The 25,342-nt window shown below is 63.8% G+C and carries 28 protein-coding genes; 14 read left to right on the top strand and 14 right to left on the bottom strand.

Going from position 1 to position 25,342, the window contains the following annotated elements; all coding sequences use genetic code 11:
* The first annotated feature begins 41 nt into the window (after positions 1-41).
* Positions 42-620 (top strand): thioredoxin family protein, encoded by a 579-nt coding sequence (locus tag FYC77_RS11595; RefSeq protein ID WP_149081665.1) that lies wholly within the window; start codon positions 42-44, stop codon positions 618-620.
* A gap of 86 nt (positions 621-706) precedes the next feature.
* Here FYC77_RS11595 and FYC77_RS11590 read toward each other — a convergent pair whose 3' ends face one another.
* The 6 genes from FYC77_RS11590 to FYC77_RS11565 all read right to left on the bottom strand — a co-directional run bounded on the left by FYC77_RS11590 (position 707) and on the right by FYC77_RS11565 (position 6,801).
* The gene (locus FYC77_RS11590; protein WP_149081664.1) at positions 707-1,183 is read right to left on the bottom strand and encodes a plastocyanin/azurin family copper-binding protein; all 477 of its coding nucleotides are present in this window, start codon (positions 1,181-1,183) and stop codon (positions 707-709) included.
* Positions 1,184-1,331: 148 nt separating this feature from the next.
* Complete coding sequence (locus FYC77_RS11585; protein ID WP_149081663.1) at positions 1,332-2,657, bottom strand: hydroxyacid-oxoacid transhydrogenase; 1,326 nt, start codon at positions 2,655-2,657, stop codon at positions 1,332-1,334.
* On the bottom strand, positions 2,654-3,460 hold the full coding sequence (locus tag FYC77_RS11580; protein ID WP_149081662.1) for an N-acyl homoserine lactonase family protein: 807 nt from the start codon (positions 3,458-3,460) through the stop codon (positions 2,654-2,656). The genes FYC77_RS11585 and FYC77_RS11580 overlap by 4 nt, the downstream gene beginning before the upstream one ends.
* A gap of 161 nt (positions 3,461-3,621) precedes the next feature.
* A complete protein-coding gene (locus FYC77_RS11575; protein ID WP_149081661.1) occupies positions 3,622-4,863 on the bottom strand; it encodes a tripartite tricarboxylate transporter permease in 1,242 nt (413 codons plus the stop codon).
* A gap of 97 nt (positions 4,864-4,960) precedes the next feature.
* Positions 4,961-6,040, bottom strand: a complete 1,080-nt coding sequence (locus FYC77_RS11570) for a Brp/Blh family beta-carotene 15,15'-dioxygenase (RefSeq protein ID WP_149081660.1) — start codon at positions 6,038-6,040, stop codon at positions 4,961-4,963.
* Positions 6,040-6,801 carry a lycopene cyclase domain-containing protein gene (locus tag FYC77_RS11565; RefSeq protein ID WP_149081659.1) on the bottom strand — a complete coding sequence of 254 codons (762 nt, stop codon included), beginning with the start codon at positions 6,799-6,801 and terminating at the stop codon, positions 6,040-6,042. The genes FYC77_RS11570 and FYC77_RS11565 overlap by 1 nt, the downstream gene beginning before the upstream one ends.
* A 310-nt stretch (positions 6,802-7,111) precedes the next feature.
* Here FYC77_RS11565 and FYC77_RS11560 point away from each other — a divergent pair, with 310 nt between their 5' ends.
* Together FYC77_RS11560 and FYC77_RS11555 are read left to right on the top strand one after the other, a co-directional pair.
* A complete protein-coding gene (locus FYC77_RS11560) occupies positions 7,112-7,921 on the top strand; it encodes a bacteriorhodopsin (RefSeq protein WP_149081695.1) in 810 nt (269 codons plus the stop codon).
* 345 nt (positions 7,922-8,266) lie between these two features.
* Positions 8,267-8,860 (top strand): hypothetical protein, encoded by a 594-nt coding sequence (locus FYC77_RS11555; protein WP_149081658.1) that lies wholly within the window; start codon positions 8,267-8,269, stop codon positions 8,858-8,860.
* 345 nt (positions 8,861-9,205) lie between these two features.
* On the opposite strand, the gene rpl12p is transcribed toward FYC77_RS11555, so the two are convergent.
* From rpl12p to FYC77_RS11540, 3 genes are read right to left on the bottom strand one after another with little or no spacing between them, the layout of a single operon-like run.
* Complete coding sequence (gene rpl12p / locus FYC77_RS11550) at positions 9,206-9,553, bottom strand: 50S ribosomal protein P1 (RefSeq protein ID WP_149081657.1); 348 nt, start codon at positions 9,551-9,553, stop codon at positions 9,206-9,208.
* A gap of 24 nt (positions 9,554-9,577) precedes the next feature.
* Complete coding sequence (locus FYC77_RS11545) at positions 9,578-10,624, bottom strand: 50S ribosomal protein L10 (protein ID WP_149081656.1); 1,047 nt, start codon at positions 10,622-10,624, stop codon at positions 9,578-9,580.
* A gap of 1 nt (position 10,625) precedes the next feature.
* Positions 10,626-11,255 carry a 50S ribosomal protein L1 gene (locus tag FYC77_RS11540; protein ID WP_149081655.1) on the bottom strand — a complete coding sequence of 210 codons (630 nt, stop codon included), beginning with the start codon at positions 11,253-11,255 and terminating at the stop codon, positions 10,626-10,628.
* A 228-nt stretch (positions 11,256-11,483) separates the two neighbouring features.
* Here FYC77_RS11540 and FYC77_RS11535 point away from each other — a divergent pair, with 228 nt between their 5' ends.
* From FYC77_RS11535 to FYC77_RS11505, 7 genes are all read left to right on the top strand, one after another.
* On the top strand, positions 11,484-12,089 hold the full coding sequence (locus FYC77_RS11535; RefSeq protein WP_202911817.1) for a hypothetical protein: 606 nt from the start codon (positions 11,484-11,486) through the stop codon (positions 12,087-12,089).
* 132 nt (positions 12,090-12,221) lie between these two features.
* Positions 12,222-12,590 carry a DUF7475 family protein gene (locus tag FYC77_RS11530; RefSeq protein WP_149081654.1) on the top strand — a complete coding sequence of 123 codons (369 nt, stop codon included), beginning with the start codon at positions 12,222-12,224 and terminating at the stop codon, positions 12,588-12,590.
* The gene (locus tag FYC77_RS11525; protein WP_202911816.1) at positions 12,583-13,338 is read left to right on the top strand and encodes a CDP-alcohol phosphatidyltransferase family protein; all 756 of its coding nucleotides are present in this window, start codon (positions 12,583-12,585) and stop codon (positions 13,336-13,338) included. Before FYC77_RS11530 ends, FYC77_RS11525 begins: the two co-directional genes overlap by 8 nt.
* 129 nt (positions 13,339-13,467) lie before the next feature.
* Complete coding sequence (locus tag FYC77_RS11520; protein WP_149081652.1) at positions 13,468-14,505, top strand: zinc-dependent alcohol dehydrogenase; 1,038 nt, start codon at positions 13,468-13,470, stop codon at positions 14,503-14,505.
* An 89-nt stretch (positions 14,506-14,594) separates the two neighbouring features.
* Positions 14,595-14,972 (top strand): 6-pyruvoyl trahydropterin synthase family protein, encoded by a 378-nt coding sequence (locus FYC77_RS11515; protein WP_149081651.1) that lies wholly within the window; start codon positions 14,595-14,597, stop codon positions 14,970-14,972.
* A 2-nt stretch (positions 14,973-14,974) separates the two neighbouring features.
* Positions 14,975-16,111 (top strand): glycosyltransferase family 4 protein, encoded by a 1,137-nt coding sequence (locus tag FYC77_RS11510; RefSeq protein ID WP_149081693.1) that lies wholly within the window; start codon positions 14,975-14,977, stop codon positions 16,109-16,111.
* Complete coding sequence (locus FYC77_RS11505) at positions 16,108-17,106, top strand: class I SAM-dependent methyltransferase (protein ID WP_238386908.1); 999 nt, start codon at positions 16,108-16,110, stop codon at positions 17,104-17,106. The genes FYC77_RS11510 and FYC77_RS11505 overlap by 4 nt, the downstream gene beginning before the upstream one ends.
* A gap of 86 nt (positions 17,107-17,192) precedes the next feature.
* On the opposite strand, the gene FYC77_RS11500 is transcribed toward FYC77_RS11505, so the two are convergent.
* From FYC77_RS11500 to FYC77_RS11490, 3 genes are all read right to left on the bottom strand, one after another.
* Complete coding sequence (locus FYC77_RS11500; RefSeq protein ID WP_149081650.1) at positions 17,193-17,666, bottom strand: 50S ribosomal protein L11; 474 nt, start codon at positions 17,664-17,666, stop codon at positions 17,193-17,195.
* Between the two features lie 114 nt (positions 17,667-17,780).
* Positions 17,781-18,083, bottom strand: coding sequence for a divalent-cation tolerance protein CutA (gene cutA, locus FYC77_RS11495; RefSeq protein ID WP_149081649.1), 303 nt, complete (start codon positions 18,081-18,083; stop codon positions 17,781-17,783).
* An 89-nt stretch (positions 18,084-18,172) separates the two neighbouring features.
* Complete coding sequence (locus FYC77_RS11490) at positions 18,173-18,358, bottom strand: HEWD family protein (protein ID WP_149081648.1); 186 nt, start codon at positions 18,356-18,358, stop codon at positions 18,173-18,175.
* Positions 18,359-18,743: 385 nt separating this feature from the next.
* On the opposite strand from FYC77_RS11490, the gene FYC77_RS11485 reads away from it, so the two are divergent.
* Together FYC77_RS11485 and FYC77_RS11480 are read left to right on the top strand one after the other, a co-directional pair.
* A complete protein-coding gene (locus tag FYC77_RS11485; protein ID WP_202911815.1) occupies positions 18,744-21,338 on the top strand; it encodes a methyl-accepting chemotaxis protein in 2,595 nt (864 codons plus the stop codon).
* Positions 21,339-21,486: 148 nt separating this feature from the next.
* On the top strand, positions 21,487-21,669 hold the full coding sequence (locus FYC77_RS11480; protein WP_149081647.1) for a DUF7501 family protein: 183 nt from the start codon (positions 21,487-21,489) through the stop codon (positions 21,667-21,669).
* A 213-nt stretch (positions 21,670-21,882) separates the two neighbouring features.
* Here the strand turns inward: FYC77_RS11480 and FYC77_RS11475 are convergent, their stop codons facing one another.
* Positions 21,883-22,506, bottom strand: coding sequence for a universal stress protein (locus FYC77_RS11475; protein WP_149081646.1), 624 nt, complete (start codon positions 22,504-22,506; stop codon positions 21,883-21,885).
* Between the two features lie 70 nt (positions 22,507-22,576).
* A complete protein-coding gene (locus tag FYC77_RS11470) occupies positions 22,577-22,861 on the bottom strand; it encodes a helix-turn-helix domain-containing protein (RefSeq protein ID WP_149081645.1) in 285 nt (94 codons plus the stop codon).
* 172 nt (positions 22,862-23,033) lie between these two features.
* Between FYC77_RS11470 and hmgB the strand changes: the two genes are divergently transcribed.
* Together hmgB and FYC77_RS11460 are read left to right on the top strand one after the other, a co-directional pair.
* On the top strand, positions 23,034-24,371 hold the full coding sequence (hmgB, locus tag FYC77_RS11465; RefSeq protein ID WP_149081644.1) for a hydroxymethylglutaryl-CoA synthase: 1,338 nt from the start codon (positions 23,034-23,036) through the stop codon (positions 24,369-24,371).
* 149 nt (positions 24,372-24,520) lie between these two features.
* Positions 24,521-25,333: a sulfite exporter TauE/SafE family protein gene (locus FYC77_RS11460; protein ID WP_149081643.1), complete on the top strand. Its 813-nt coding sequence runs from the start codon at positions 24,521-24,523 to the stop codon at positions 25,331-25,333.
* The last annotated feature ends 9 nt before the right edge of the window (positions 25,334-25,342 follow it).

Raw genomic sequence — 25,342 nt, 5'->3', positions numbered from 1 at the left:
GACGACAACGGTTTTTACGCCCGATATACAACGGTACTGACATGGTCCTGCGTGAATCTGATTCCGAACTGGCCGCCGACGACCCGGCACCCGACTTCGAACTACCCGGCGTCGACGGCGAGACGTATACCCTCGAGTCGTTCGCCGACGACGAGGCGCTGTTGCTCGTGTTCACCTGTAACCACTGTCCGTACGCACAGGCGAAGTTCGACCTGCTGAACGACCTGGCCGACGAGTACGACGACGTCTCCGTCGTCGGAATCAACCCGAACGACGCCGAGGAGTATCCCGACGACTCGTTCGAACTGATGTGCGAGTTCGTCACGGACGGCCGGATCGACTACGATGCGTACCTCCGTGACGAGAGTCAGGCGGTCGCCCGCGAGTACGGTGCAGTCTGTACCCCGGACCCGTTCCTCTTCGCGAACGAAGCCGAGGCGTCCGGCGAGGCCGACTTCCGGCTGGTCTACCAGGGGCGACTCGACGACGCCCCCAACCCGGACGACGAACCGTCCCGGTTCTACGTCAGCGAGGCCATCGACGCCGTCCTCGACGGCGAAGACGTGAACCTCGACTGGCGACCGTCACAGGGCTGTTCGATCAAGTGGCGCGAGGAGTGATCGCTCTCCGAGCAGTGGGGTGGTCCCGAAAAGCGAAAATCGCAGCGTTCTCGTCCCGAACGACGAGTTGCGGCCGGTTGATCGTACTACTCGACCTGAAAGTCGCCGACCATGGTCGTCTCGTGTGGTTCACACACGTACTGGGCCATCTCGGCGCTGGCTTCGAACTCGAGGATCTGGTCGTCGGGCTCGTCGTCGTCGGTTTCGTCGGTCTGGAGATCGTCGACGACGTCACCGCCGTCGTCGCGAATCTCGATGTTGTGGAACGCGCCGTCGCCTTCGGTCCAACCGATGGTGTACTCGCCGCCTTCCTCTAAGACGAGCGTCGGGTTCTGTTCGCTCTCGATTTCGGAGGGCTCGAGACCCTCCCAGCCGGCGGTCTGACCGTCGAACCGGATGTCGGTGCCAGGATCGATCGCGATACCGTCGCCGTTACCGTTACCGTTGCCGTTGCCGTTACCGTTTCCGTTGCCGTCGTCGCTACATCCTGCGACGAGCGCCGTCGCTGCTGCCGCACCGGTGAGCTTGAGGAACGTTCGTCGGGAACCGTGGTCCATACTCATAGTTCACCGTTGTTTTACGGGTCTATCTCATTGAAGCGCGCGCCTATTCCCATCGGTTGAGACGTAGGTCGAACATGTTCGCTTACTATATTGGTTCACAAACAGTATCTATCGCTCGAGTCCGCCGGAGGAGCCGGGATCGAATCGGCTACTCCCAGTTGTGCAAGGCATCCCGAAAGATCTCGATGGCATCCGCTTTCGTAACCGGCCGCGGGTTACACCGCAACAGCCGTTGTTGGGTCTCGACGGTCTGGGTCGCGAGCCAGTCGACGTCGTCGTCCTCGATACCTGCGAGGTCGGTCAGACCGCTCGGGATGACGTTTAGGTCCTGCTGGAGCCGGACGTACTCCGCTCTCGCTCGATCCGCGGCCTCGCGGGTACCCATACCGTCGGTGTCGGCACCGAGCATCTCGGCGACGCTGGCGAAGCGTTCTGGATCGCTCGCAGCGTTGTAGCCGAGCGTTGTCGCGGGGGTGAGCACAGCGATCGTCTCGCCGTGATAGGTGTGATACTTGTTTCCCACGGGGTAGGCCATCGCATGACAGAGGCTCGCCCCCGCCGTCAGGCCGGCGATTGCACCGAACAGCGCTCCTTTCAGCATGGCGGACCGGGCCTCGATGTCGTCGCCGTTGTGGACCGCAGTGCGGACGTTGCCGGAAAGAAGTTCGATCGCCTTCTCGGAGAACATCTCCGTCAGTCCGGTCCGCCCCGCGTAGACGGGTCGTTCGGCTGGATCCGACGGGCGCAACAGGCCGTCGAACGGATGCGTGGTGTAGCCCTCGATCGCGTGCCCCAGCGCGTCCATCGCGGTTTTGCCGGTCTGCTCGGCGGGAAGCGTCGTCGTGAACGTCGGATCGAGGACTGCCGCGTCCGCCCGAATGTGGTTACTCGAGACGCCCTCCTTGATTTCTTTTTCCTCGACGGAGAAGATCGCGACGGGCGAGATCTCCGCGCCGGTCCCCGCCGTCGTCGGCATCAACACGAGCGGCGGGCCGGATTCCGTGAGCGACTCGCCTCCGCCGGTCGGTTCGGCGATGTAATCGAGGACCTCGCCGCCGTTTGCGATCACCGCCCGAGTCCCCTTCGCGACGTCGATACAGCTTCCGCCGCCGAATCCGACGTAGAAGTCGTACCCGTCCTCGCCCTCGTTCTCGCGGACGAACGAGATACAGTCGTCGACGTTCTCGATCGAGGGCTCGCGCTCCGCGCCGTCCCAGACGGTGACGTCGTAGCCCGCGTCCTCGAGGAGGTCGGTGACGCGATCGACGTGGCCGATGTCGACCAGGTTTTCGTCGGTCACGAGGAGACCGTGTGGCGTCTCGTCGGCAGCCGCGTCGACCCCGAGATCGGCGAGCTGGAAGCCGAGTTCCTCGACGCTGTCCCGACCGAACCGAATCTGGGGCATCTGGAGGTGCCAGACGGTTTCCGGGCCGAGTTCGTGTTCCGGCGCTGAGACCGAGCGATCGTAGCTCATCGCCCCCACCCGTCCCTGATCTCCTCGAACTGGTCGGCGTCGTGGCCGTAGACGACCTCCGCGTCGTGACGCCGTTCGATCTCTTTGATGTGGCGGAGGGTCTCGAACCACTCCGTCTTGCCCCAGAGCAATCCGGCACCGAGCGGGGCCTCGTCCTCGTAGTTTGGGGCCTGATACACCTGATCGCCGGTGAACACGAGCGTGCCGTCATCCTCGAGATGGATCACCGTCCCAGTCAACCCCGGTGTGTGCCCCGGGAAGCGGACGAACTCGACGTCTTCGAAATGCTCCTCGCTGTCACGGTGGATCACCTGCCAGTTCAGGTCGTGATCGAAGTCTTCGAGGATGTACGCCGCGCTTCCCTTGTCCGTCTTCGCGCTGTAGTAGGCGAACTTGATCTCGCGTTCGTGGACGTAGACCGGGACGTCGGTCCCGTCGAAAAACTCGAGGCCGCCCGCGTGATCCAGATGCAGGTGGGTCTGGAAGACGGCGTCGATGTCGTCCAGGCTGTACCCCGCCTCCTCGAGATCGTCGTCGAGCCGATGTTCGTGGGCGTCGTGGGGATAAAACGCCTGTAAGAGCCCCTCGGGCCAGTGACCGTCGAGGGCGTCGTGGTGTGAGCCGGTGTCCCAGAGGATCGTCGCCTCCGGGTGATCGATGACGAGGCTCCAGACCGGGATTTCGTCGTAGGTCACGTCAGGGTTTGGCTCGTCGTGTGTGCCGAGGGTCTCTCCCTCGATCATGTAGTTCTGGTCGCACTCGAGCCCGCCGCGGTGGATGACGTCGACTGTCGCGTCTACCATTGGTGAGCACCGTCGAGCCCTACATTAATCGTGTACAAAAATTATGTGGTATATTCGATGGCCCGACGAGAAGCGGCGATTCAGCCGACTCGGTGGATCAATGAATCGGTGAAACCACGGGGAGGTCGTGGTTTCGCCGGTACCGTTCGACAACAGCTCGTTCAGAGGCCGAACATCAACGGACCGATGAGAACGCCCATCAGATGGACACGTCGGGCTCGCAATCGGACGGGAATCAGTCCGACTGCGGTCGCCACGACGAACACAGCGATACCGGGAACGCCGGTAAAGAGAAACGAGAGGACGAGCAGTAACCCGAGGACGACCGCCGAAATCTTCCAGTATTCGGTCCGACCCACTAGCTCGAGGTAGGCGTCGCCGACGACGATCACGAGCACGAAGCCGATCGCACCGGCGACGACGACCGCGAGGATCAAAACGGGCAACTCGAGTGGCGCGTTCGCGTGCTCGAAGGCGACCATCACGCCCGTCCGCGGCTGGCCGATGGCGACCAGCGCGAACAGCGCGAAGATCGTGTTCGCGGTGTCGACGCCGCTCGTTGCGACGATATAACCACGATCGCCCGAGCCGCCGGGAACGAGTACCAACACTGCAACGGCGGCGATGGCGGCCGAGATGCCGGGGATGTAGCCGACGACCGCGCCCGCGAGCGTTCCCGCGACGGCGGTCGAAGCGACGAGCCACCGCGGGAGCGCGATCCGTTCTTCGTCCTGACGTGGAATTCCGCCGCCGACGATCGCATCGATCAACACCGGCGCACCGAACAGTCCGGCGAACAGCGGCGCGAGCATCCCACCCGCCTCGAGCGGTGCGTCCGGCGAGAGGTCGAGCGTCAGCGCGCCAAGCGCCGCGGCGAGTGCGAACGAGAGCGCTCCGCCGGCCCGACCGCGCCACGTCCGTTCCGAGGCGATCAACGCGACGACGACCGCGGCGAGCACCAGCGAGAGGTTCGCCCGGATCGTCGGATACGCGGCTGTCACGGCGTAGGTGACTGGAACGGCGAGCGGAACTGCTGCGAGCACGGCGAGGAGGCTGCCGAGCGCCGAGAGGCGAATCGCTTCTGGGCCTCGCCCCTCGAGAACCATCCGGTGGCCAGGTAGGGCGGTGATGGCCATCTCCGCGTCGGGAACGCCGAGTGCCATCGCGGGAACGGCGTTCAGGAACGTGTGGACGACGCCCGCGGCGAGCATCGCACAGCCGACGTAAAGCGGCGGGCCGGGGACGGCGGTTGCAAAGCCGGCGAGCAGAAGTGCGAAGTTGTTGGCGTGAAGCCCCGGCACGAGGCCGCTTACGCTCCCGAGTATCGCGCCGCCGAGGATCCAACTCAGTAGCTGGAGGGTCGTGGCAGGATCGGTGACGAACTCGACGCCGGGCGTTAGCATCGCCCGCTTTGGCCGCCCGTTTCGATTTAAACCTCCCGCCGCTCTCGCCCGCGGCTCGTCGCCGGTTCACACGTATTCGAGGCGGAAGCCCACGACTTCAGTCGTGGCTCGGTGACGGCGGCCAGAGTCCCTGCGATCGATCGAGCAACGAGACGACCACGACGTGGGGTAACGTGAGGATCGCGAGAGCGACGAGATAGAGCCCACCGATCTCCGGAACGGTCGCCGGCGTCTGTGGAACCAACAGAGCAATCCCAACGCAAACGACGATCCCACCGACCGTCAGCGGCGTCGCATCGCGGGCGAATCGCAAGCAGGCCCGCCCCACCGCGGGCTCCGCGAGAGCAGAGACGGTACCGTCGTCGACGAGCATCGTCCGAAGGATGTGACGAACGCTGTGCCAGAAACAGAAGTAGAGTCCGATCGCGAGGACCGGCGGTACGAGCGCAAAAAACGCGACGAGTCCGACCGTTTCGCCGGCGTCGAACATCCACGACCGCGAGCCTCCAGATCGGAGATAGCCGACACCGAGGGCCGCGACCACCACTGCACCGAACGCCGCGCCGACGAGCAGGCGAACCTGTGTCCGAATCAACGACTCGAGTCCAGCGGCCACACCGGGGTCGAACAGACCGACCACTGTCCCCGCGACGAAGGCATACTGCCCGGGAAAGGCGATGAGGGGGACGACCATCGGTGCGCCGCCGCGAACGAGCAACGCGAGCGTTCGTCTCGCCGGCGTCTCGAGGTAGTCGACGCCGACCAGTTCGACGAGTGCGTAGACGTCACCCTGGCCCCAGTGAAACAGCGTCAGGAGGATGAACAGGGAGAACGCAGCCACCGGAGCGAGCAACCAAATTGCGGCGTAGATGGTTCCGGCGACGAGATAGAGTGCGCCAACGCCCGCGAGCGCCCGGACGGTGATCGGCTCGTTTCGAGCCCTGGGGAGAACGAGATGATCGACCGCACCGTGTGGGAGGCCCAAGAGGAGAACGCTTGCCAACAGCGGCAGGTACTGAACCCACAGCGGGAGTGATCCGGTGAGAGCCGTAAGCGCGAATCCGAGTCCGAGCACCATCGTCGCGGCTGCGAGGCTCACGACTCGAGCGACGTTTCGAGCGCGCGCACGCTCTCGAGCGGTCGGCGATTGGGCCGCCGCGTTCGTGTTCGTAGACATTATCGACGCGTTCGAAGACCCTGGAGCGTCGGAGTCTCGTCGAGTTGCTCGAGTGTCCACACGTACAACACCAGCCCCTGAACGACGAAGACGTTCGTGACGAGGAAAAACAGCGCCTCTTCGACCGGGAGACCGATCAGCGACACACCAATCGTGTGTTCCTCCGAGATAACCCAGACGCCGAGTCCAATCGCGATCCGATCGACGATCCAGAGATACAGCGTCGGAACGGCGACCGCCAGTGCGACCGTTCGACGGACGTCCCACAGCGCGGTGATCCCGAACGCCCACTGAATGGCGAGAATCGGTCCCGCCCACAGCAGTATCGCACCGAGATACGTCGTCGGCGTCGATCCGAGCAAGAGCCATCCCAACCCGCCGATCGAGAGTCCCGCGAGCGCACCAACGAGGCGGTGTAAACGTGGGATACGCAGCGACCGGTCCGGAACTCGAAGAAACTGAAACAGCCAGAACCCGGTCAGAAGTGGCTGGAACACGAAAAACAGGTACTCTTCGACCGGGGCGTGCCAGATGGTCGCCCGAACGCTCCCTGTTCCATACCACCAGACGCCCTCGGCGATCAACAGATTGTCCCACGGCGTCGTGTAGACGACAGCGAGCACGAGGATAACGCCGAGGCCAGTCAGCGCTCGAGTGGACCACCGAGCGTGGTCCCGTCGCGAGGCGAACCATCCGAGGACGACGATCGGCGGGAGTACGAAAATCGCGTGGATAGACAGATAACTGAGTGCCAGTGTCATCGGTTTAGGATCGTTCCCGTTCGAAACGGCGAACGCATCGATGATAACTCTCATACCGGCCGAACGTGCTCGAGTGGATCCAGCGGGTCACAGTACGTCCGTCGTGAGGAACCATCAATAAACCAGACCCATACTGAGCAGGATATCGCAGTAACTGGGCGGCCGACACCTGAATGTCGTTCGTCGCTCGTCAGTGGCGTTTGCATGGTATGGGTTCACAACGATGCCTCGTGCCGTCTATACTTGACGTACAATGATCGAACCGATCGCGGCGGAGATGGTCGCACTCGTTCACGGGGTACCACTCGAGATGACGCAAGCGGAGGTCTACCAGGAGGTCCAGGACAACACGTTGTTGAACGCGTCGTTCTGGGCGAACATCGCCCTCGCCGGGGTAGCCATACTCCTGTTCGTCTATATGGGCCGAAACGTCACGGATCCGCGGGCACAACTCATCTGGGTCGCCACACTGCTCGTGCCGCTCGTGTCGATCGCCAGCTACACCGGACTGGCGTCCGGGCTGACGATAAGCTTCTTCGAGATGCCGAGCGGCCACGCACTGGCCGGCGAGGAGGTGTTGACGATGTGGGGGCGGTATCTCACCTGGACCTTGTCGACTCCGATGATCCTGCTCGCTCTCGGCTTGCTTGCGGGAACGAATCTGACGAAGCTGTTTACGATCATCACGGCCGACATCGCGATGTGCGTGACCGGACTTGCGGCCGCAATGACGACGTCTTCGTACGGTCTCCGTTGGTTCTGGTACTTCATTAGCTGTACGTTCTTCCTCGTCGTCCTCTACGTCTTGCTCGTCGAGTGGCCCAAGGACGCCGAAGCCGCAGGGACCGCCGATATCTTCAACATGCTCAAGATCCTGACGGTCGTGTTGTGGCTCGGCTACCCGATCTTCTGGGCGCTCGGTGCCGAAGGACTGGCGATCCTCGACGTCGCGATCACCTCCTGGGGCTACAGCGCCCTCGACATCGGTGCGAAGTACGTCTTTGCCTTCTTGTTGCTCCGCTGGGTCGCAGCCAACGAAGCGCTCATCGCCAGACAGCCGTCGACGTTCGGCACCGGTGTAACGCCCGACTCCGGAGCAGGAACCCCTGCGGACGACTGATACGGTATACTGTCAGTCAGTACCGCCGCTCCCGGAGAACGGGTTCCGGGCGCGGTTGGACACGGTCACACCAATCCGTATGAGATGGTCTGTTGTCCCGGTGTAACCGCAAGCCAGGTCGCGGTTGTCCCGGAACTGACGTCTATAGTAACAACTGAAACGGTGCACACACTGACCGCCGAGCAGTCTGGCGGTCAGGTGTGCAATGACTTTCAGTGGCTACTATAGTAGTCCATCCGGACCGTCACTCCACAGAGAACTATCACGTTTCGCGACGAAGCCGCCCTCGAGCGGCCCGATCCAGAAGGCCTATAATCGGATCCGGCCTTGCGCCGTTCGAACGGCATGCACGACCGCGATAAGTACACTCGACTCGTACTCGAGGGGTCGGAGTACGAGTTCCTCCGGGCCCGACGGGCGCTGTTGAGCAGGTGGACGATCCCACAGAAGATTCGGCGGTGTAGCTACCTGCTGTTTGCTGCGTCGTCGATGCTCCCGATTATGCTCTTTCTCCCGGCTGTCGTCCAACAGCAGCACGTGGGTTCCGACCCCGCCTTTTCTCGCGTCTCGTTTACCGCACTGACGCTGTTTAGCGTCTGCTGTCTCGTCGGCGCGAGTCTCGGGCTCGCCGCCACCGCAACCTACCGAGACGGACTCGAGAACATCTCCGAGGAGCAGGCGTGGTCGCTCGTCGGTATCGAAGGGCTGTTTTCCGGAATCGGCTTCGTAAGCGGTTCGCTCGGCGTGACAGTCACGCTCGTCCTGTCGGCGGTCGGCTACGCCGGGGCCGAGACGGTCGACTCACTGATCGCCTCCGGCGTCGATCCGTACCACTCGAAGGCAGGGATCGCCGTCACCGTGGCTACGGCCAGCGCCATCGCGTTTTGCTGTGCGATCACCGTCTTCCTGCTCAGCGTGTTCGTCGAATCACTCGAGTGACGAAGTCGGCCCCGTTCGGACTGCTGTCGATCAGTTCTGGCACAACCACGATCTCCGCATTCGGCTGCTCTCGACTCGAGCGGCGATCGGCGGTAGCTGATCGTCCCCAACCGATCGTTTCGCCGCTTGTCTGTCGACACCGTGTCTCGACTGACGGGCGGGTAATCGATGGACGTCTACGATAGCTCCTATGACTACGACAACCTCTCTGAAACTCACGAGCGAGAGCCCACAGCGGTTCGCTTCCCGTAACTCACGACGGGACTGCGGATCGAACTGGGGAACGCAGTCGCTCGAGAGTGGTGGAATAAAAATCTGGATCGGTCGAAGTCAGCGTCGTGCGACTTAGCCGAAGAGTTCGCCGAGGCCCTCGCCACCGGCGTCGTCGTCTTCGTCGTCGTCCTCGTCGTCGTCCGTCGTGTCCGGGACGTCGCTGGTCTCTTCGGCTTCCTCGTCTCCGTCCTCGTCGCCAGCGGCTGCGGCAGCGCCACCTGCGGCGGCTCCTGCTGCCGGAACGGCGGCGGCCTCGGAGACCGCTTCGTCGATGTCGACGTCCTCGAGTGCGGCGACGAGCGCCTTCACGCGGGACTCCTCGACGTCGACGCCAGCGGCGTCGAGTACGTCGGTCAGGTTGTCTTCGTTGATCTCTGCGTCCGTTTCGTTCAGGATGAGTGCAGCGTAAACGTATTCCATTGTTGTGTCCTCCAGTTGTGTTGATTAGCCGAACATCGCGCCGAGTCCTTCGCCACCGCTGGCGTCGTCATCGTCGTCATCGTCGTCTTCGGCGGTCTCGTCGGCCTCAGCTCCGTCTTGGTCGTCAGCCGGTTCGTCTTCGTCCTCGCTCTCGTCGGTCGCCGGCTCCGCCGCCGGCGCTTCGACATCCTGCAGTTCCTCAGGCAGGGCGTCCTCGTCGTCGATCTGGGCCGCGAGCGTACGAAGCTGCGCGTCGGCCTTGCTGACGAGGTCGGGCATGAGCGCTTCGTCCTCGATGGCGGCGTGCAGGCCAAGGCTCTTGGCCTCGCCCGTCGCCTTCGCGATGAGCGTCGACGCCGTCGTTGCGGTCGGGAAACTCGCGTTGACCGAGAGGTTCCGTGCGCGGGCGGCGGCCGTCGACACGTCGCTCTCGTAGGCGTCGACGTCGATGTCTAAGTCCTCGGGGTCGAACAGGACGCCGTCGGCGACGACGGCGCGAAGGTCGAGACCGACCTCCTTCGGTTCGATGCCGAGTTCGTTGAGAACGTTCGAGAGGTCCGCAGAGACTTCCTCGCCGGCTTCTAAGACCGTCGAGTCCTCCATGACCTGAATCGAGCCGTCCTCGATGCGGGCGTTCGCACCGATACCCTGCAGTTCACCGACGAACGGCCCCGGATCGACGCCCGTGTCCCCTTCGGGGATCACGATGTCGTTCGGGGCGACCTCGCCCTCGTTGATCGGAGCCGGCGTCTTCGACGCCTCGAGCTCCTTGTAGAGGGTGAAGGGGTTGTCGTTGGTCGCAACCAGACCGACCTGTCCCTCGACGTGAGAGACGAGGTCGTCGAGCCCGGCGTCCTCCAGTGCGCGGACCTGCAGCGTGTTCCGGCTGACGCGGACCACGGCGGTGCCGTGGAGACCGCGGCGCATGTCCTGGAGCTGTTTGCTCGGAATGCCAGTGATGCCGACGATGCCGATGCTCTCGTACTCGTCGATGAGTGACTCGAGCTCGTCGACTTCCTCTTTTTTCCACTGTGGAAGGTTCTCGGTCTTGCGTTCGGCTTCTGCGCTCACGCTAGACCACCTCCACGGACGGCCCCATCGTCGTCTTCACGAAGACGCCATCGATGTTCTGTGGACCCTTCTCGAGGTCAGCGTGCAGGCGACGCAGGATAACGTCGATGTTGTCGGCGATATCCTCCGCGTCCATATCCTCGGCACCGACGAGCGTGTGGAACGTTCGTCGGTCACCCGATCGGATCTGCACGGTGTTCTTGAGCCGGTTGACGGTCTCGACGACGTCGTCGTCGGGCGCGAGCGGGTCCGGCATCTTCCCCCGGGGACCGAGGATGGTACCCAGGTACCGGGCGATGTCTTGCATCATCGCCTCTTCGGCGATGAAGAAGTCCGTCTCGTCGGCCATATCCTTGGCGTCGTCGTCCTCAAGGTCGGCCACGTCGTCTACCGAGAGGACGTCGTCCGCGGCCTCCTCGGCGCGGACAGCGGTCTCTCCTTCGGCGATGACGACGATACGCGTCTCCTGTCCGGTTCCGGACGGGAGCACGATAGACTCGTCAACACGGTTCGACGGTTCGTTCAAATCAAGGTCGCGCAAGTTGATCGCGAGGTCGACCGTCTCGGTAAAGTTCCGGTCCGGTGAGTCCTCGAGTGCGCGAGCCACTGCGGTTTCGATATCCTCTGCCATCGTTCACCTCCGTAGTACGCAGGAGTGCTCCTACGGGTCAGTGAAACAGGCAACGCCTGTCTCCTTTGAGAAAAGTGGCATGCTGAACTTAAACCCGTCGAACTATCCGCCGCCCAGAGGACGTTGACCACCGCCGCTCGAGGTATTGCCGGCCCACCCCAGCCGGGATTTTTCACTTCCTGTTTCCGACCGAAAGTAATATCTTCGATGACAGTGTATCGTTCGTGTATGTGGCCAACAGATTTATATCCTATCAGCGGGACAACGGGTCTCGAGTCGGCCGACTACTTCGCCCACGGGTGGGTACTCGAGGTGTACCGGGTGCTCTTTCCCTACGAGCGTGCGGCCGTCCAGTTCGCCGCGATGGCCCTCGTCTCATTGGTACTCCTCGGAACCCTACAGGGGAGAGGGTCCGACGCGATCACGACGTCGCGACGGAGCCCGGTCATCTCGACGTGTATCGGGCTCCCCTCGTTGCTCGTCGTCACCGTACTCGTCAGTGCGGGCTATTTCATCGTCGGCTCGAGTCTCGGGACGTTTTTCGGCGTCATCTTCGTCACTATCGGCGCTGCGGTCGTCCCGGCGTCGGCCGCGATCGGCTTCGTCGCCCTCGGCCAGTCGATCGTCTCCCGGTTGGGCCAGGATCGGCTCTGGCTCGGCGTCCTGATCGGGAGCCTCGTCTTCGGCCTCGCCGGCTTCTCGGTTCCGGCGACGGTCGTCGTCGCCACGCTCGCGACGATGCTCGGAATGGGTACTATCGTCCGTATCCTGTTCGGACCGGGTGGATCGACCAACCCCGACGAACGCACCGTCCCGCCCGCGAACAAGATCTGACGGCCCCGACACGCTATCTGACGATTCCGACACGCTGACCATACGGGACGGTCGTCGTCCCGATCCCTCGTTGCTCTCTCACGCTACGTATTTTCCCGGAACGTGTTTTTCGACTGACGGTGAGTCGTCGGTATGGCCTCACCCGGGAACCCACTCGCGCTCGAGTCGCTGTCCACGCGTCACTGGATCGCGATTGGGCTGGCGGTCGTCACCGCCGTCGTTCACCTCGTCCTCGGGGTCGGGTTCCTCCCACACTGGATGGGGGGAGCGTTCCTCTTCGCGACGGCCGGCTTTCTCCTCGGTATCACGTTGGTACTCGTCGACTACCGCCGCCGACTGGTGTACCTCCTCGGGGTTGCGTTCACCGGCGGGCAGGGGATTCTTTGGTACGCCCTCAACCGCCCAGACGGCCTCGGCGCGATCTCCGCCGCCGAGGGCGTAGACAAACTCGCACAGCTGCTGTTGATCGCCGCGTTGATCGTCCTCTATCGCCGTGAGTGACGATTCGCTGGCGACGTTCCGCCCGGACGTTCGCCGACGGTGGGGAGAGGCCACGGCCGGGCTCCTCTGTGCCGTCTTCCTCGTCATCATCGTCCTCGAGCACCTCTGGGCCGGCGGCCTGGCGCTCGAGTTTCTCGTCGTCGTCGCGGTTGCACTCGCCCTCGAGTCACTGCTCGTCCTGGTGACGATCGACCGAACGTCGGTATCCGACACGACGACGTTTACACTCGCGACGGGGGTGACGATCGCGCGTGCGGCCGCCGTCGCCGTCCTCGCTGGCTTCGTCGCCACGCGGCCACCGCCCGGCCTCCTCGTGTGGGCACCCGGCGCGCTGTTCGCCGTCGCGGCCGCCCTCGACGCGGTCGACGGTGCGATCGCTCGCACGACCGGGACCGAAACCGATCTCGGCGCACGCCTCGACGTCGAAGTGGACGCATTCGTCGTTTTCGTCGGTTCGATCGTCGCCGTTACCGCGGGCGCGGCGCCGATAGCGTTCCTCGCCGTCGGCATCGCACGATACCTCTTCGCGGGGAGTCTCTGGTGGCGCCAACGACGGGGGCGCGACGTGTTCGAACTCCAGCCGAGCCGGTTTCGACGGCCGCTGGGCGCGCTCGCGATGCTCGCGATCTGGCTCGCAATCCTGCCGGTTCCGGACCAGGACGTCTCGAGGGTGGTCACGACGATCGTCCTGGTTCCGTTTCTCGTCAACTTCGTCCGGGACTGGCTCTTCGCCACCGGCCGCGGCTGATCGCCTGATGGTGGCCCACGGTCGTTCTCACGAACTGTCACCCGGGCGAACGATCAAGTGCGCGCTCGTCGAACTGGCCTGCAGCGTGATCGATCACCACCTTCGGCCCGGTTCGGGCCGTGAGCACCGATGACGACGCGGTCGACGGTCGACGCACGAAGGCTTTACTTCACGGCGCCACGGACGGTCGAGATCCGATCACGATCCGTTCCTCGACCTGGCCCCGAATCGGTCCGCGTCCGGACGCTCGTCTCGGCGATCAGCGCCGGCACCGAGGGGTTGATCTACCGCGGCGAAGCACCCCCGTCGCTTCCGGCCGACGAAGCGCTCGAGGCGTTCGACGGCGACCTCTCCTTTCCGCTGTCGTACGGCTACGCCGCCGTCGGCGAGGTGGTCGCGGTCGGTGAGGACGTCCCCGACCGCTGGCTCGGACGACGCGTCTTCGCCTACAACCGACACGAGAGCGCCTTTCTCGCCAACCCCGAGGATCTGCTGGTCGTCCCGGAGGGGGTTGCCACGCGCGAGGCTGCGCTGTTCGCGACCCTCGAGACGGCGGTCACCCTTCTCCTCGACGGCGCGCCGTTGCTCGGCGAACGCGTCGTCGTGGTCGGTCAGGGGGTCGTCGGCCTGTCGACGGTGGCGTTGCTCGCGGAGACGCCCCTCGAGACGCTCCTGACGGTCGAACCCCGCGAGAAGCGCCGGCGCATCTCCGAGACGTTCGGTGCCGATCGGTCGGTCGACCCGGGCCGCGGTGATCTCCGAGAGCGATTCGAGGCGATCGCCGGCGACGGCGTTCGCGCCGATCTCACGTACGAACTCTCCGGGAATCCGGACGCGCTCGACGACGCAGTCGCTGTCACCGGGTTCGACGGTCGTGTGCTCGTCGGCTCCTGGTACGGGACGAAACCGGTGACGGCCGACCTGGGCGGACGTTTTCACCGCGACCGAATCGAGATCAGGAGTACGCAGGTGAGCACGATCGATCCCCGACTCTCGGGACGATGGTCCCGCGAACGGCGCCATCGGATCACCTGGGACTGGCTCCGTCGACTCGACCTCGAGTCGCTTTGCACCCACGACGTGCCGTTCGAGGACGCCGGCGGGGCGTACGAACTGCTCGAGGAACGCCCCGATGAGGTAATTCAGGTGCTTTTGACCTACGATTGATCGACTCTCTCGGGCGGGCCAGGGACGGAGACTCTCAGCACGTGTGACCGGTCCCAGTCGTTTAGCCGGCCTCCATCGTAGCGGGAGACATGTACACCGTCACCGTTTCTCGAACCCTCGTGGCCCAGCACTATCTGACGGTTCCCGATCCGGGTCCCGAAGGCGACGTTCACTCCCATCGGTTCACCGTGACGGCGACCGTCCGGGGTCCTGACCTGGGCGAACACGGCTACCTCCTCGACATCGACGACGTCAGCGACGCGATGGACGCCGTCGCCGGGTTCTACGCCGATCGAACGCTCAACGACTGCCCCGAGTTCGACGGCAACAATCCGAGCGCCGAACGGTTCGCGCGGCTGTTCGGCGACCGACTGCTCGAGCGCCTCGAGTGTGCCGGCGCGAGCGAACTTCGGATCGAGGTCGCCGAGGACGACGTCGCCCGCGTGGCCCACGAGCGGTCGCTGTGACGATGCGGGTCGGCCTCGTCGTCGCCGAGGACATCGCGCGGACCTCCGGTGGCTACCGGTACGACCGCAAACTGGTGTCGTTTCTCGAGCGCCGGGGTGACGACGTCGACGTGATTGCGCTGGCCGAGTACCCCGAACCGACGGTTCGCGACCGCCTGAACCGACCGTTCGACGTGCTCGTACAGGACGAACTCTGTTACCGAACGCTGCTCGAACACAACCCCACACTCGAAGCACCCAATGCGATCGTCGCGCTCGTTCACCTGCTCGAGTCGGCCGGGCCCGCTGAGTGGATACCACGTCGAGCAGAGGAAAACCCCCTCGATCCGGACCGGGTGCGAGCGCTCGAGGCGCGGTACCTCTCGACGGTCGACGCGGCAATCTGTACCAGCGAGTATACGCGGGACCGAACGACGGATCTCGTCTCGCTCCCCACGCACGTCGCGCCGCCTGGCGGTCGCCGCGAGGGGGCCACACTCGCTCCCGAGGCCGTCGAATCCAGGGCGACCGCGAGCGGCGATTCGCTTTGTGTCACCTTCGTCGGGAACCTGGTGCCGCGAAAGAACGCGACGGCCCTCCTCGGTGCCCTCGAGCGCGCCGATCGCGACTGGACGCTGACGGTCGTCGGAAGCCACGACGCGGACCCGACGTACGCACGAACTGTTCGAGAGCGAGGCGAGGACCGCTCGATCGCCAGCCGAGTTACGTTCACCGGCGACGTCGACGACCGAACGCTGGCGTCGATCCTCGAGCGATCTCACGTCCTCGCGGTCCCTTCCCGCTACGAGGGGTTCGGGATGGTTTACCTCGAGGCGATGGAGTTCGGAGTCGTCCCGATCGCAACCGCAGTCGGCGGTGCGGACGAAATCGTTACCGACGGAGAGAACGGCGTGCTCGTCGACCCCGAGGATACGAACCGTCTCGCCGCGGAGATCGATCGCCTCTCGGCCGACCGCGACCGACTCACGAACCTCGCCCGCGGTGCCCTCGAGACGGCGGCCAACCACCCGACGTGGGCCGAGACGCTCGCCGATCTCCGGGCGTTTTTGGAGTGTCTCGAACCGGGGGCGTCTCGGGGCGGACAGCCGGCAGACTCGAGCGGTTGTGAGTCGGACGAGTCGGGGAGTGAGATCCCGTGAGACCGAGCCTGCAGTCGTATCTCGCGGCCAAACGAACCGTCGACGATCGGGCGCTGAACCGGCGCGTGCTCGAGCGGTTTTCCGACGAACTCGCGGGGGTCGACGACCCTGCTCGAGTCGTCGAGTTCGGGTTCGGCGTCGGAACGATGATCGAACGCCTCGCCGAGTGGGGACGGCTCCCCGAACGGACGAGCTACCGCGCGATCGACCGCGATCCCGAAAACGTCGCCGCCGCGAGAGCGCGGGTACCGGACCGACTCGAACCGACGGAGTACCGGATCGTAGACGACCACGACAGTGGGTGGGCGGCCACACGCGAGGACGTCGAGACGGCCGAATTAGACCGCGTTGAAACGGCCGATTTCGGGGAGCGAACGGACGGTCGATCCATTGCTCTCACACTCGAGGTGGGCGATGCGCTGTCGCCGGAGACGATCGCCAGCGGCGACGCCACAGCGGGAAACGATGCGTGTGCGGAGGCCGTCGTGGCCGCGGCGTTTCTCGACGTCGTCGACCTCGAGCGAGCGCTCGAGTCGATCGCGGCGGCCCTCGAGCCCGGCGGCCTCCTCTACGCGCCGATCACGTTCGACGGGGCGACGGGATTCGCGCCATCCCACCCGCTCGACGATCGGATCGAACGGCTCTATCACCGCCACATGGACGAGATTCGTGACGCTGGCGCGAGCACAACCGGCCGGCAACTCCTCGCGTCACTGCCGGCGAACGGCTTCGAGATGCTCGCCGCCGGCGGGTCGGACTGGATCGTCCGGCCTCGGTCAGCCGACGAGGGGAGTGGGTATCCAGCGACCGAGCGGACGTTTCTGCAGACGATTCTCGAGACGATAGACGAGGCGCTCGCGGCGTATCCCGCGGATGTCCTCGATCCGGCCGACCGACGAGCGTGGCTCTCGACGCGACGGCGTCAACTCGAGGAAAGCGAACTCTCGTTCGTTGCCCATCACGTCGACGTACTCGCCCGTCTCGAGAACAACTGATCGGCGTACTCATCCATCACGGGGCAGTCGAGTACAGTCGAAACCCGACCGAATTCGGCCGGGAGTAACGTGGACCGGCGTCTCGCTTACGCGAGGACGTCGTCGTACTCGCCGTCGTCGACCTTCGCCTTGAACTCGCGAGCGTCGTCGCCTTCGATGGTGACGCCCATCGAGGCACAGGTGCCGACGACTTCCTTCGCGGCGTTTTTGGTGTCGTAAGCGAGCAGGTCGGGATGTTTTTGCTCGGCGATGGTTTTGACCTGATCGACCGAGAGATCCGCGACGAAATCCTTCTGGGGTTCGCCGCTTCCGGTCTCGAATCCTGCCTCGTCCTTGACGAGTGCCGCCGTCGGCGGGACGCCGACGTCGATATCGAACGAGCCGTCCTCCTCGTACTCGACGGTAACCGGTACTTCGGTGCCGTCGAACGCTTCGGTCTGGTCGTTGATCTCCTGTACGACCGCCTGTACGTCGACGGGCGTCGGTCCGAGCTCGGGACCGAGCGGTGGGCCAGGGTTGGCCTGGCCACCCGGAACGAGCACTTCGATGGTTCCAGCCATACCCGTCACAACCCGTGCGCGAGTTTTAAGGGTTGCTTTTTCGCCGAGTCCGTGCCTGTGACGCGCTATCGTAGCACAGATCTGCCGAGCGGTTGCCGGTGCGCTGGAGGGTGGTCATTCGACGGTATCGGCGCGCCACGCTGCGAACGACTCGAGGACGTGGCTCTCGTCGAACCGCTCGATACATGGGATGTCGTAGGGGTGAATCTCGAGGACGCGCTCCTCGAGATCGACGTACGTGTCGTCGGTCGTCTTCGCGAGCAGAACGTGTTCCTCGTCGTGGTGGATCTCGCCGTCCCATCTGTAGGTCGATGTCGTCGGCATCCGATTGACACAGGCCGCGAGTCGCTCCTCGACGAGCGCTTCGGCGATTCGATCGGCCGCGTCCGGCGGGGAAGTGATGTAGACGGTCGTCATCGTCGACTGGATGGGTTCGGAGCCAAAAAAGATGCTCGACAGTAGAGTTGCACCTCGAGGTGACGATTCCGACCGGAGGCGGTCGATCGTTACTGTTTGACGACGGGGTTGAACGTACCGTTGATGTCCCACTCGTGGAGACAGTGAGGGTTACCGACCTGTTTGTCGCCGTCTTCGCTGTCGATCTGCCAGGCGTCGAGTTCGTCATCCCAGTACTCCATTCGCCCACACCGTTCGCAGACGCGGGCCGTCGGAGTTCGTACCTGTGGACTCATTGGCGGTGATGAGAACTGCACTCATATAACAGTGTCTGTGTCCCGCAGGTCCCGATCCGTCGCGGAGCGACCACTTCGAACCGACCGCGTATAAGCGACAGTCCGTTTGGTATTTTCGGATAAAATCTACACAATCACTGATATAGCCGAACGAGTAACCGATATTAGAACTTATCGGCCACGACAGAGTGGTTATCATCTATCCAATATCCCAATAGTTACCCAGTAACACTGGAAGAAAATAACATGTATAGTGGTATTAGTAAGATTTATTAATAGTCACGAATTGACGTACGTAAACGTCATCGATTGGCAGGCGGTCGGTGACAGTGTCTCGAAGGGTGGCAGGTCAGGTTACAACGGACAGCACTCGAGTACAACTAAAATGAGCGATAATTCACAGACAACGGGCGATTCGAATCAGTCGACGGGGAAATCGAGTGGCCGATCGATCGGCTCACTCCTCGTGCCAGGTGTAATCAGGCGGCGACTTATCGCGAAGACACTCATCGCGATCGTTGCGATTCTCCTGTTGACCGCTGCGATCAGTACGTTCTTCTATCTCGGAATCAGCGACGAACTCGACGGTCAAGTCGACAATCAGGTCGAGCAGACGACGCAACTCCACACGAACGTCGTCGAACAGTGGATGACCGAGCGAAAGCACACACTCGAGGAGATCGAGCGATCGCAGGAGCTAGACAGCGCCGACTCGGAAGCCGTATCGACGTTCCTCGAAGGAGAGTCGTACGAAAGTAGATTTTCGGACATTCACATGGTCGACGAGGAGACGGGAGAGGTGGTCGGGAGCTCGAGCGAGAGCGCGGTCGGAGAGAACGTGTTCGACCTGCTCGACGAGGACGTCGTTCAGCAACAATCGTTCGTGACGACCGAACGGTACACGAATTTCGACGACGAGGAGGTTATCGCGATGGGACAGCGACGATCGCTGTTGACCGGTCACGTCGTCATCGGGGAGCTTCCCGCCGAAGAGACCGGCCCCGATCTCCCGCAGGCGATCGAGGGTGCCGACACCGCGGTCGTCAACGAGGACGGAGGCGTCATCATCGGAACCGACGGGGTCGATCCGTCGGTCATCGAACCCGGGGCCGGGAGGGTTGGCCAGACCGAGGACAGCCAGGCGATCTACACGTACTCGCCGATTAGCGGCGAGGACCTCTACGTCGTGACGACGACGCCACAGGAGACTGCCTTCGCGGTGAGAGACGAGGTTCAGACGAGCTTCGTCGTGACTATCGTCCTGACTGGTCTCGTCTTCGTCGCTGTCGGTCTCATCGGCGGACGGAGCGTTTCGAAGCAGCTCAATCGGTTGCAAACACGCGCACAGACGATGGAGGAAGGGAACCTCTCGGTCGACCTCCAAACCGGCCGCGTCGACGAGATCGGATCGCTGTACCGAAGCTTCGACGCCATGCGCGATTCGCTTCGAGACCAGATTCACAACGCCCAGACCGCACGCCAGGAAGCGGAGACCGAGCGTGCACGCGTCCAGCGGATCAACGACGAACTCGAGGACGCCGCCCAGGAGTACTGTACGGTGATGGCCGCCGCCGCTGACGGTGATCTCGCCGTGCGCGCCGACGTCGATACCGACAACGAGACGATGCAGACGGTCGGCGAGGACTTCAACGAGATGCTCGACGACATCGAAGCGACCATCGCCGACCTCCAGACGTTCGCGACCGAGGTCGCCATCGCCTCCGAGCAGGTGACGGCCTCGAGCGAGGAGGTTCGCTCCGCGAGCGAGCAGATCAGCGAATCCGTCCAAGAGATCTCCAGTGGCTCAGAACGCCAGAACCAGTCCCTCCAGGAGGCGACCGGCGAGATGTCGAATCTCTCGACGACGACCGAAGAGATCGCCGCCTCCTCGAACGAGGTCGCCGACCTCGCCGCCCGAACCGCGAACACCGGTCAAACCGGGCGCGAAGCCGCCCAGGACGCGATCGAGAGCATGACGGATACTGAAACCGAGGCCGAGCGTGCCGTCGAAGAGATCCGTGCGCTCGAGGCGGAAGTGAGCCAGATCGACGACCTCATCGAGCGGATCCAGCAGATCGCCGAGCAGACGAACATGCTCGCGCTCAACGCCAACATCGAGGCGTCTCGCTCCGCAAGCGGTGACGACGGCGAAGGGTTCGGCGTCGTCGCACAGGAGATCAAGGAGCTCTCCGGCGACGCCAAGTCGGCCGCCGCGGAGATCGAGGCGCGTCTCGAGAGTATCAGGGAACAGACCGTCACCTCCGCCGAGGAGGTCGAAGAGACCAGCGCGAGACTCGAGTCCGCAAGCGACCAGGTCGAACAGGCGGTCGACGCACTCGAGGAGATCGCCGAGTACGCCGCCGAGACGAACACCGGCGTCCAGGAGATCTCCGCGGCGACCGAAGAGCAGGCCGCGACCACCCAGGAGGTCGTCGCGATCGTCGACGAAGCCGCGACGATCAGCGAGGAGACGACCGCCGAGGCCGAAAGCGTCGCCGCCGCCGCAGAAGAGCAGACGACGGCGATGACCGAGGTCTCCGGCTCGGCCTCCCAACTCTCACAGCAGGCCACGCAGCTCTCGGAAGCGCTGGATCACTTCGAGACGGATATCGACGACGATGCAACCGGTGTCGTGACGCTCGAGGTCGACGAAGATGGTTCGACGGGTGCAGACCGCGCCGACGAAGAGGGCGACGACGGGTCGGACACCAGTTCCGGGCAACCGGACGCCGCCGCGAGCGAGACGGGCGAATCAGTCGTCGAAGAACCATCCGTTGTGGCCTCGGACGACGCGACGGCGGCGCTGGACGCCGAAGACCAACTGGTCGACGGCGACGAATCCACCCAGCCCGAGGACGAGGTAAGCGAATCGGACGCGTCGGACGACGGAGCCGACGACGCCGCGGATTCGGACGACACCGGAGACGACGCGTCGGATGTCTTCCAGTTCGAGGAGTCCGACTCGAACGAGAACCGCTGACCAGGAACGGAGACGTATATCGACCACGAGCTGGACTAATTTTCACTTCTGCCATTCGAAGACAATATATACGGGCCTTAAACACATTCTATTAATTAGTCGCATTTGTCGAATAGGCTTATACGGAAGTTCGTGGTTAGGTTGTCATATGACAGCTACAACGACCATGGACTGGACGGATCCGGTAACATGTCCGTTCTGCGGTGACGAACTTCCATCGCCCGGTGCTGGCTTCATCGATCACATCGACGAGAACGGAGACTGCGAGCGCGGCTTCGAACACTGGCGGGCAAATCTCGCTGGAGACCTCGCGGGCGAGTGGTCCGGGTAACTCTGCCGGGCTGATACGGTTTGCTGTCCCGATCTCCTGGCGCACCCGCCGTCCGGATCGCGGGTGTGGCGGGCCAGACGACAGGAGACCGCACGACGTCCGTCTACACCGACCGTTTGAGGGCGACGATCGGTCCGAGCGCCAGCAGCGCCAGTCCTGTGGCCCCGGCGGGAGAAGACCGCGACGAGCAGCCAACGAGTCGTCCCGAACGAGTTAGTCCTGAACGCCGCTCTCGAGGCGGGTCTCCTCCGAGACGCCGTCGACGGTCACGTGGACGGGATCGTCGTCCGGTTCGAACGCGAATAGCCACGAGCCACTGATGCGGTGTGGGCCACCGTCGACGATCGAACGCTCGCGATCGAGGGAGCCATTAGCCAGCGCCTCGCGGGCGAGTCGTTCGGCCTCCTCTGGGTCGTCGATCCGAAGCTCGTCGGTTAGGCGGACCGTCACGATCGGTACTTCGGCCATTCTGATCACCCGCTCCGTGACGCTCCCGACGAGGACGCGATCGAGTCCGGTCCGTCCCTGCGTTCCCATCACTACCATGTCGACGTCGTGGTCGTCGACGTAGTCGAGTATCTCCTCGTGGGGAACGCCGTGTTCGACCGCGGTGACGGCCTCGAGTCCCGTCTCGGCCGCCTCCGATTCGACGTGTTCGACGGCGCGATGAGCCGCAGGCGTCGCCTCTTCGCTCTCGAGCGTTCCGAGCGGTCCCTCGGGGACGACCGAGAGGGCGTGTACACGTGCGTCGAAGCGCTCGGCGATCGTCAATCCGTGAACGATCGACCGGCGGGTGCCGTCGCTTCCGTCGGTTGGGACGAGGACGTCCTGATACATCATCCCGTTCTAGGCAGGCGAACCTCAATAGGCTGGCGCCACGACCGTCCGTCGAAGGCTCGACGGGCGCTCACGCTCGAGCGACCGCGAGCATGTGAATCGAGAGGTCCGCGACGACCGGGTCGTCGTTCGTCAGGCGGACGGTTCGCTCGAGTGCCGCCCGTTCGTCGTCTGGCAGTTCCGCGAGACCCTCCTCCTCGAGCGCCGAGAGCGTCCGGGAGACCGTCCGGCGCGAGGCGTCGACGTGCTCGGTGAGTTCGGGGGTTTCCGCGGGCCCTCGCTCGAGTAGATAGCGGAGAATGCGAGGGCGAACCGGCGACCGAGTGATGACCGACAGCGTGTCGAATCCGTTCATCGTCCGTTCTATCCGCCGTATCAACAAAACGGAATTACTCTTCGGATCCCGCTGAGCCAGCGGGTCGGTCGGTCAATTTCGTCCGTGATTGCGGGGGTATTGCGGTGGTACTTCGTCGTTCGTCGAAACTCCGAACGACAATACCATATGGCTCCTCCCACACTATCAGACCATGACCGCAGTCGGTATCGACGCGATCGAAATCTGGACCGGGAATCTCAAACTCGACTTGCCCGGGACGTTCGCCCCCGAGAAAGGCGAAGACCCGGAAAAGTACACGAAGGGACTCGGCCTCAACGCGAGTTCGTTCCCCGACAGCTACGAGGACATCGTTACGATGGGGGCAAACGCCGCCCACCGACTGATGGAGCGAAAGGGCTTGGAGCCGGACGATATCGGTCGGATCGACGTCGCGACGGAGAGTTCGTTCGACAATTCGAAGCCGGTTTCGACGTACGTCGCCGGCTGTCTCGAGGGGGTCTTCGACGGCGACTTCCACCACGCGAACAAAGGTGAGCGGAAGTTCGCCTGTATCGCCGGGACCCAGAGTTTAGACGACGCGTACAACTGGATCCGTGCGGGCCGAAATCGTGGCCGTTCGGCGCTCGTCATTGCGACGGACACGGCGCTGTACGCTCGCGGCGACGCTGGCGAGGCGACCCAGGGTGCCGGTGCCGTCGCCATGCTCATCAGCGAGGATCCGAGTCTCGTCGAACTCTCGACCCACCAGGGCTACGGCTCTGCCGACGAGACCGACTTCCTCAAACCCAACCAGCAGTTCCCCTCCGTCGACGGCAAACGGTCCGTCCAGGTGTACCTCGCACGGATGCGCGAGGCAGTCGAGGACTACGAGAGCGTCGCTGGCGACGTCCACCCCGACGATTTCGAGTTCGCGCCGTTTCACACGCCGTTCCCGGGGATGGTTCGCAAGGCGGCGATGCTCGCGTATCGCCACGTTACGCGCGATACCGCGATCGAGGACGAACTCGCCGACGAGATCGGCAGACAGCCCCGACGTGAGGCGTTCGACGACGAGGAGACGTTTCACGACGCCGTCCGCGAATATATGGACTCGCTCAAGGAAACCGACCAGTATCGGGAGTGGTACGACTCGACCATCGATCCGACGCTGTCGATCTCGCGTGAAGTCGGAAACTGGTACACCGGCTCCGTCCACGTCGCTCGCGTCAGCGCGCTCAAGACCGCACTCGAGGCGGGCCGCGATCTGACCGGCGAGACGCTGCTCGTTGGCTCCTACGGGAGCGGTGCACAGGCCGAGATTCACGCCGAAACGATCGTCAGCGGCTGGGAGGACGAGATCACGTCACTGAACGTCGACGAACAGCTCGAGGCCCGATACGACCTCTCTTGGGAGGACTACGAGGAGGTTCACGACGTTCACAACCACGAGATGGACGTCGACGTCGAGGAGTTCACTGCTCCCGAATCGGAGTTCGTCTTCGACGGCTGGGGGCGAATGGGTGAGCGCAAGTACCGCTACGTCGAGTAGCGGTTCGGGCGACGCGCGTTGCCGACGTCAATAGCGAGGTCACTATTGATCCTGCCGTAGTTCGATCGTCGAATCCGATTCCGAAGGCGAAACGCACTACACCTCTCGGTGGCTAGGTCGGCCAACGATCGAACTCGAGGCCCCGACTCATGGATCCGCTCACGCTACTCGGCGTCGACGTCGTTCTCTTCCTCATCATCGGATTGCTCGCCGGCGCACACTGCGTTGGAATGTGTGGTCCGCTCGTGACGATGTACTCGAGTCGGATGACCGACGGGGGGACGACATCGGAATCAGCGGCGGGTGGGCGTGGCGGACACCTGACGACCTACGAAGTTCGCCAGCATGCGCTGTTCAATCTCGGCCGAACGGCGAGTTACACGCTTCTCGGGGCGGCGTTCGGGGCCCTCGGTGGTGCCCTGTTTCTGACGACGGCAGAACTCACGCCCGTCGTCGACCTCGCCCGCGGCGGGGTCGGCCTCGTCATCGGTGGCTTCGTCATCGCCACCGGCGTCTACTACGTGCTCGGACGGACGACCGGCGGCGTCTCGATCCCCGGCCTCGAGCGGGTTACCAGCTGGCTCGTCGGCCACGTCGACCGGCTGGCGAACGGTCCCGGTATCGTCGGCCTGGGGGCGCTTCACGGATTGCTCCCGTGCCCCGTCCTCTATCCGGCGTTTCTGTACGCGTTCGCGACCGGCTCGCCGACCGGCGGTGCGCTCGCGCTCGCGGCGCTCGGGGTCGGAACGATCCCGGCCGTTTTCGCCTACGGAACCGTCATCGATACCGTCGACGTCGCTCATCGGCGTCGCGTCCACCGGCTGCTCGGCGTCGCGTTCGTCGTGCTGGGGTACGTCCTGTTCGCCCACGGATTGATGGCACTGGGTGTTCACGTACCACATCCCGAGTTGCCGTTCTACGACGCCATCGATGCCCCTGGCACCGACGGCCACCACCACTGAAACCCAGCG

It is taken from the genome of Natrialba swarupiae (assembly GCF_008245225.1).
Lineage (GTDB): Archaea > Halobacteriota > Halobacteria > Halobacteriales > Natrialbaceae > Natrarchaeobius > Natrarchaeobius swarupiae.
Note: the sequence above shows the minus strand (reverse complement) of the source record. Positions and strands in the feature narration are given on the sequence as shown.

What these genes read in the sequence shown, in the direction of transcription:
- FYC77_RS11535 (WP_202911817.1), top strand. Translation starts at nt 11,484, where the DNA reads ATGTGGCCAACAGATTTATATCCTATCAGCGGGACAACGGGTCTCGAG.
- FYC77_RS11510 (WP_149081693.1), top strand. Translation starts at nt 14,975, where the DNA reads ATGCGGGTCGGCCTCGTCGTCGCCGAGGACATCGCGCGGACCTCCGGT.
- FYC77_RS11595 (WP_149081665.1), top strand. Translation starts at nt 42, where the DNA reads ATGGTCCTGCGTGAATCTGATTCCGAACTGGCCGCCGACGACCCGGCA.
- FYC77_RS11475 (WP_149081646.1), bottom strand. Translation starts at nt 22,506, where the DNA reads ATGTATCAGGACGTCCTCGTCCCAACCGACGGAAGCGACGGCACCCGC.
- FYC77_RS11555 (WP_149081658.1), top strand. Translation starts at nt 8,267, where the DNA reads ATGCACGACCGCGATAAGTACACTCGACTCGTACTCGAGGGGTCGGAG.
- FYC77_RS11460 (WP_149081643.1), top strand. Translation starts at nt 24,521, where the DNA reads ATGGATCCGCTCACGCTACTCGGCGTCGACGTCGTTCTCTTCCTCATC.
- cutA (WP_149081649.1), bottom strand. Translation starts at nt 18,083, where the DNA reads ATGACGACCGTCTACATCACTTCCCCGCCGGACGCGGCCGATCGAATC.
- FYC77_RS11485 (WP_202911815.1), top strand. Translation starts at nt 18,744, where the DNA reads ATGAGCGATAATTCACAGACAACGGGCGATTCGAATCAGTCGACGGGG.
- FYC77_RS11490 (WP_149081648.1), bottom strand. Translation starts at nt 18,358, where the DNA reads ATGAGTCCACAGGTACGAACTCCGACGGCCCGCGTCTGCGAACGGTGT.
- FYC77_RS11585 (WP_149081663.1), bottom strand. Translation starts at nt 2,657, where the DNA reads ATGAGCTACGATCGCTCGGTCTCAGCGCCGGAACACGAACTCGGCCCG.
- FYC77_RS11540 (WP_149081655.1), bottom strand. Translation starts at nt 11,255, where the DNA reads ATGGCAGAGGATATCGAAACCGCAGTGGCTCGCGCACTCGAGGACTCA.
- FYC77_RS11565 (WP_149081659.1), bottom strand. Translation starts at nt 6,801, where the DNA reads ATGACACTGGCACTCAGTTATCTGTCTATCCACGCGATTTTCGTACTC.
- rpl12p (WP_149081657.1), bottom strand. Translation starts at nt 9,553, where the DNA reads ATGGAATACGTTTACGCTGCACTCATCCTGAACGAAACGGACGCAGAG.
- FYC77_RS11580 (WP_149081662.1), bottom strand. Translation starts at nt 3,460, where the DNA reads ATGGTAGACGCGACAGTCGACGTCATCCACCGCGGCGGGCTCGAGTGC.
- hmgB (WP_149081644.1), top strand. Translation starts at nt 23,034, where the DNA reads ATGACCGCAGTCGGTATCGACGCGATCGAAATCTGGACCGGGAATCTC.
- FYC77_RS11480 (WP_149081647.1), top strand. Translation starts at nt 21,487, where the DNA reads ATGACAGCTACAACGACCATGGACTGGACGGATCCGGTAACATGTCCG.
- FYC77_RS11530 (WP_149081654.1), top strand. Translation starts at nt 12,222, where the DNA reads ATGGCCTCACCCGGGAACCCACTCGCGCTCGAGTCGCTGTCCACGCGT.
- FYC77_RS11500 (WP_149081650.1), bottom strand. Translation starts at nt 17,666, where the DNA reads ATGGCTGGAACCATCGAAGTGCTCGTTCCGGGTGGCCAGGCCAACCCT.
- FYC77_RS11570 (WP_149081660.1), bottom strand. Translation starts at nt 6,040, where the DNA reads ATGTCTACGAACACGAACGCGGCGGCCCAATCGCCGACCGCTCGAGAG.
- FYC77_RS11515 (WP_149081651.1), top strand. Translation starts at nt 14,595, where the DNA reads ATGTACACCGTCACCGTTTCTCGAACCCTCGTGGCCCAGCACTATCTG.
- FYC77_RS11575 (WP_149081661.1), bottom strand. Translation starts at nt 4,863, where the DNA reads ATGCTAACGCCCGGCGTCGAGTTCGTCACCGATCCTGCCACGACCCTC.
- FYC77_RS11470 (WP_149081645.1), bottom strand. Translation starts at nt 22,861, where the DNA reads ATGAACGGATTCGACACGCTGTCGGTCATCACTCGGTCGCCGGTTCGC.
- FYC77_RS11590 (WP_149081664.1), bottom strand. Translation starts at nt 1,183, where the DNA reads ATGAGTATGGACCACGGTTCCCGACGAACGTTCCTCAAGCTCACCGGT.
- FYC77_RS11520 (WP_149081652.1), top strand. Translation starts at nt 13,468, where the DNA reads ATGACGACGCGGTCGACGGTCGACGCACGAAGGCTTTACTTCACGGCG.
- FYC77_RS11560 (WP_149081695.1), top strand. Translation starts at nt 7,112, where the DNA reads ATGACGCAAGCGGAGGTCTACCAGGAGGTCCAGGACAACACGTTGTTG.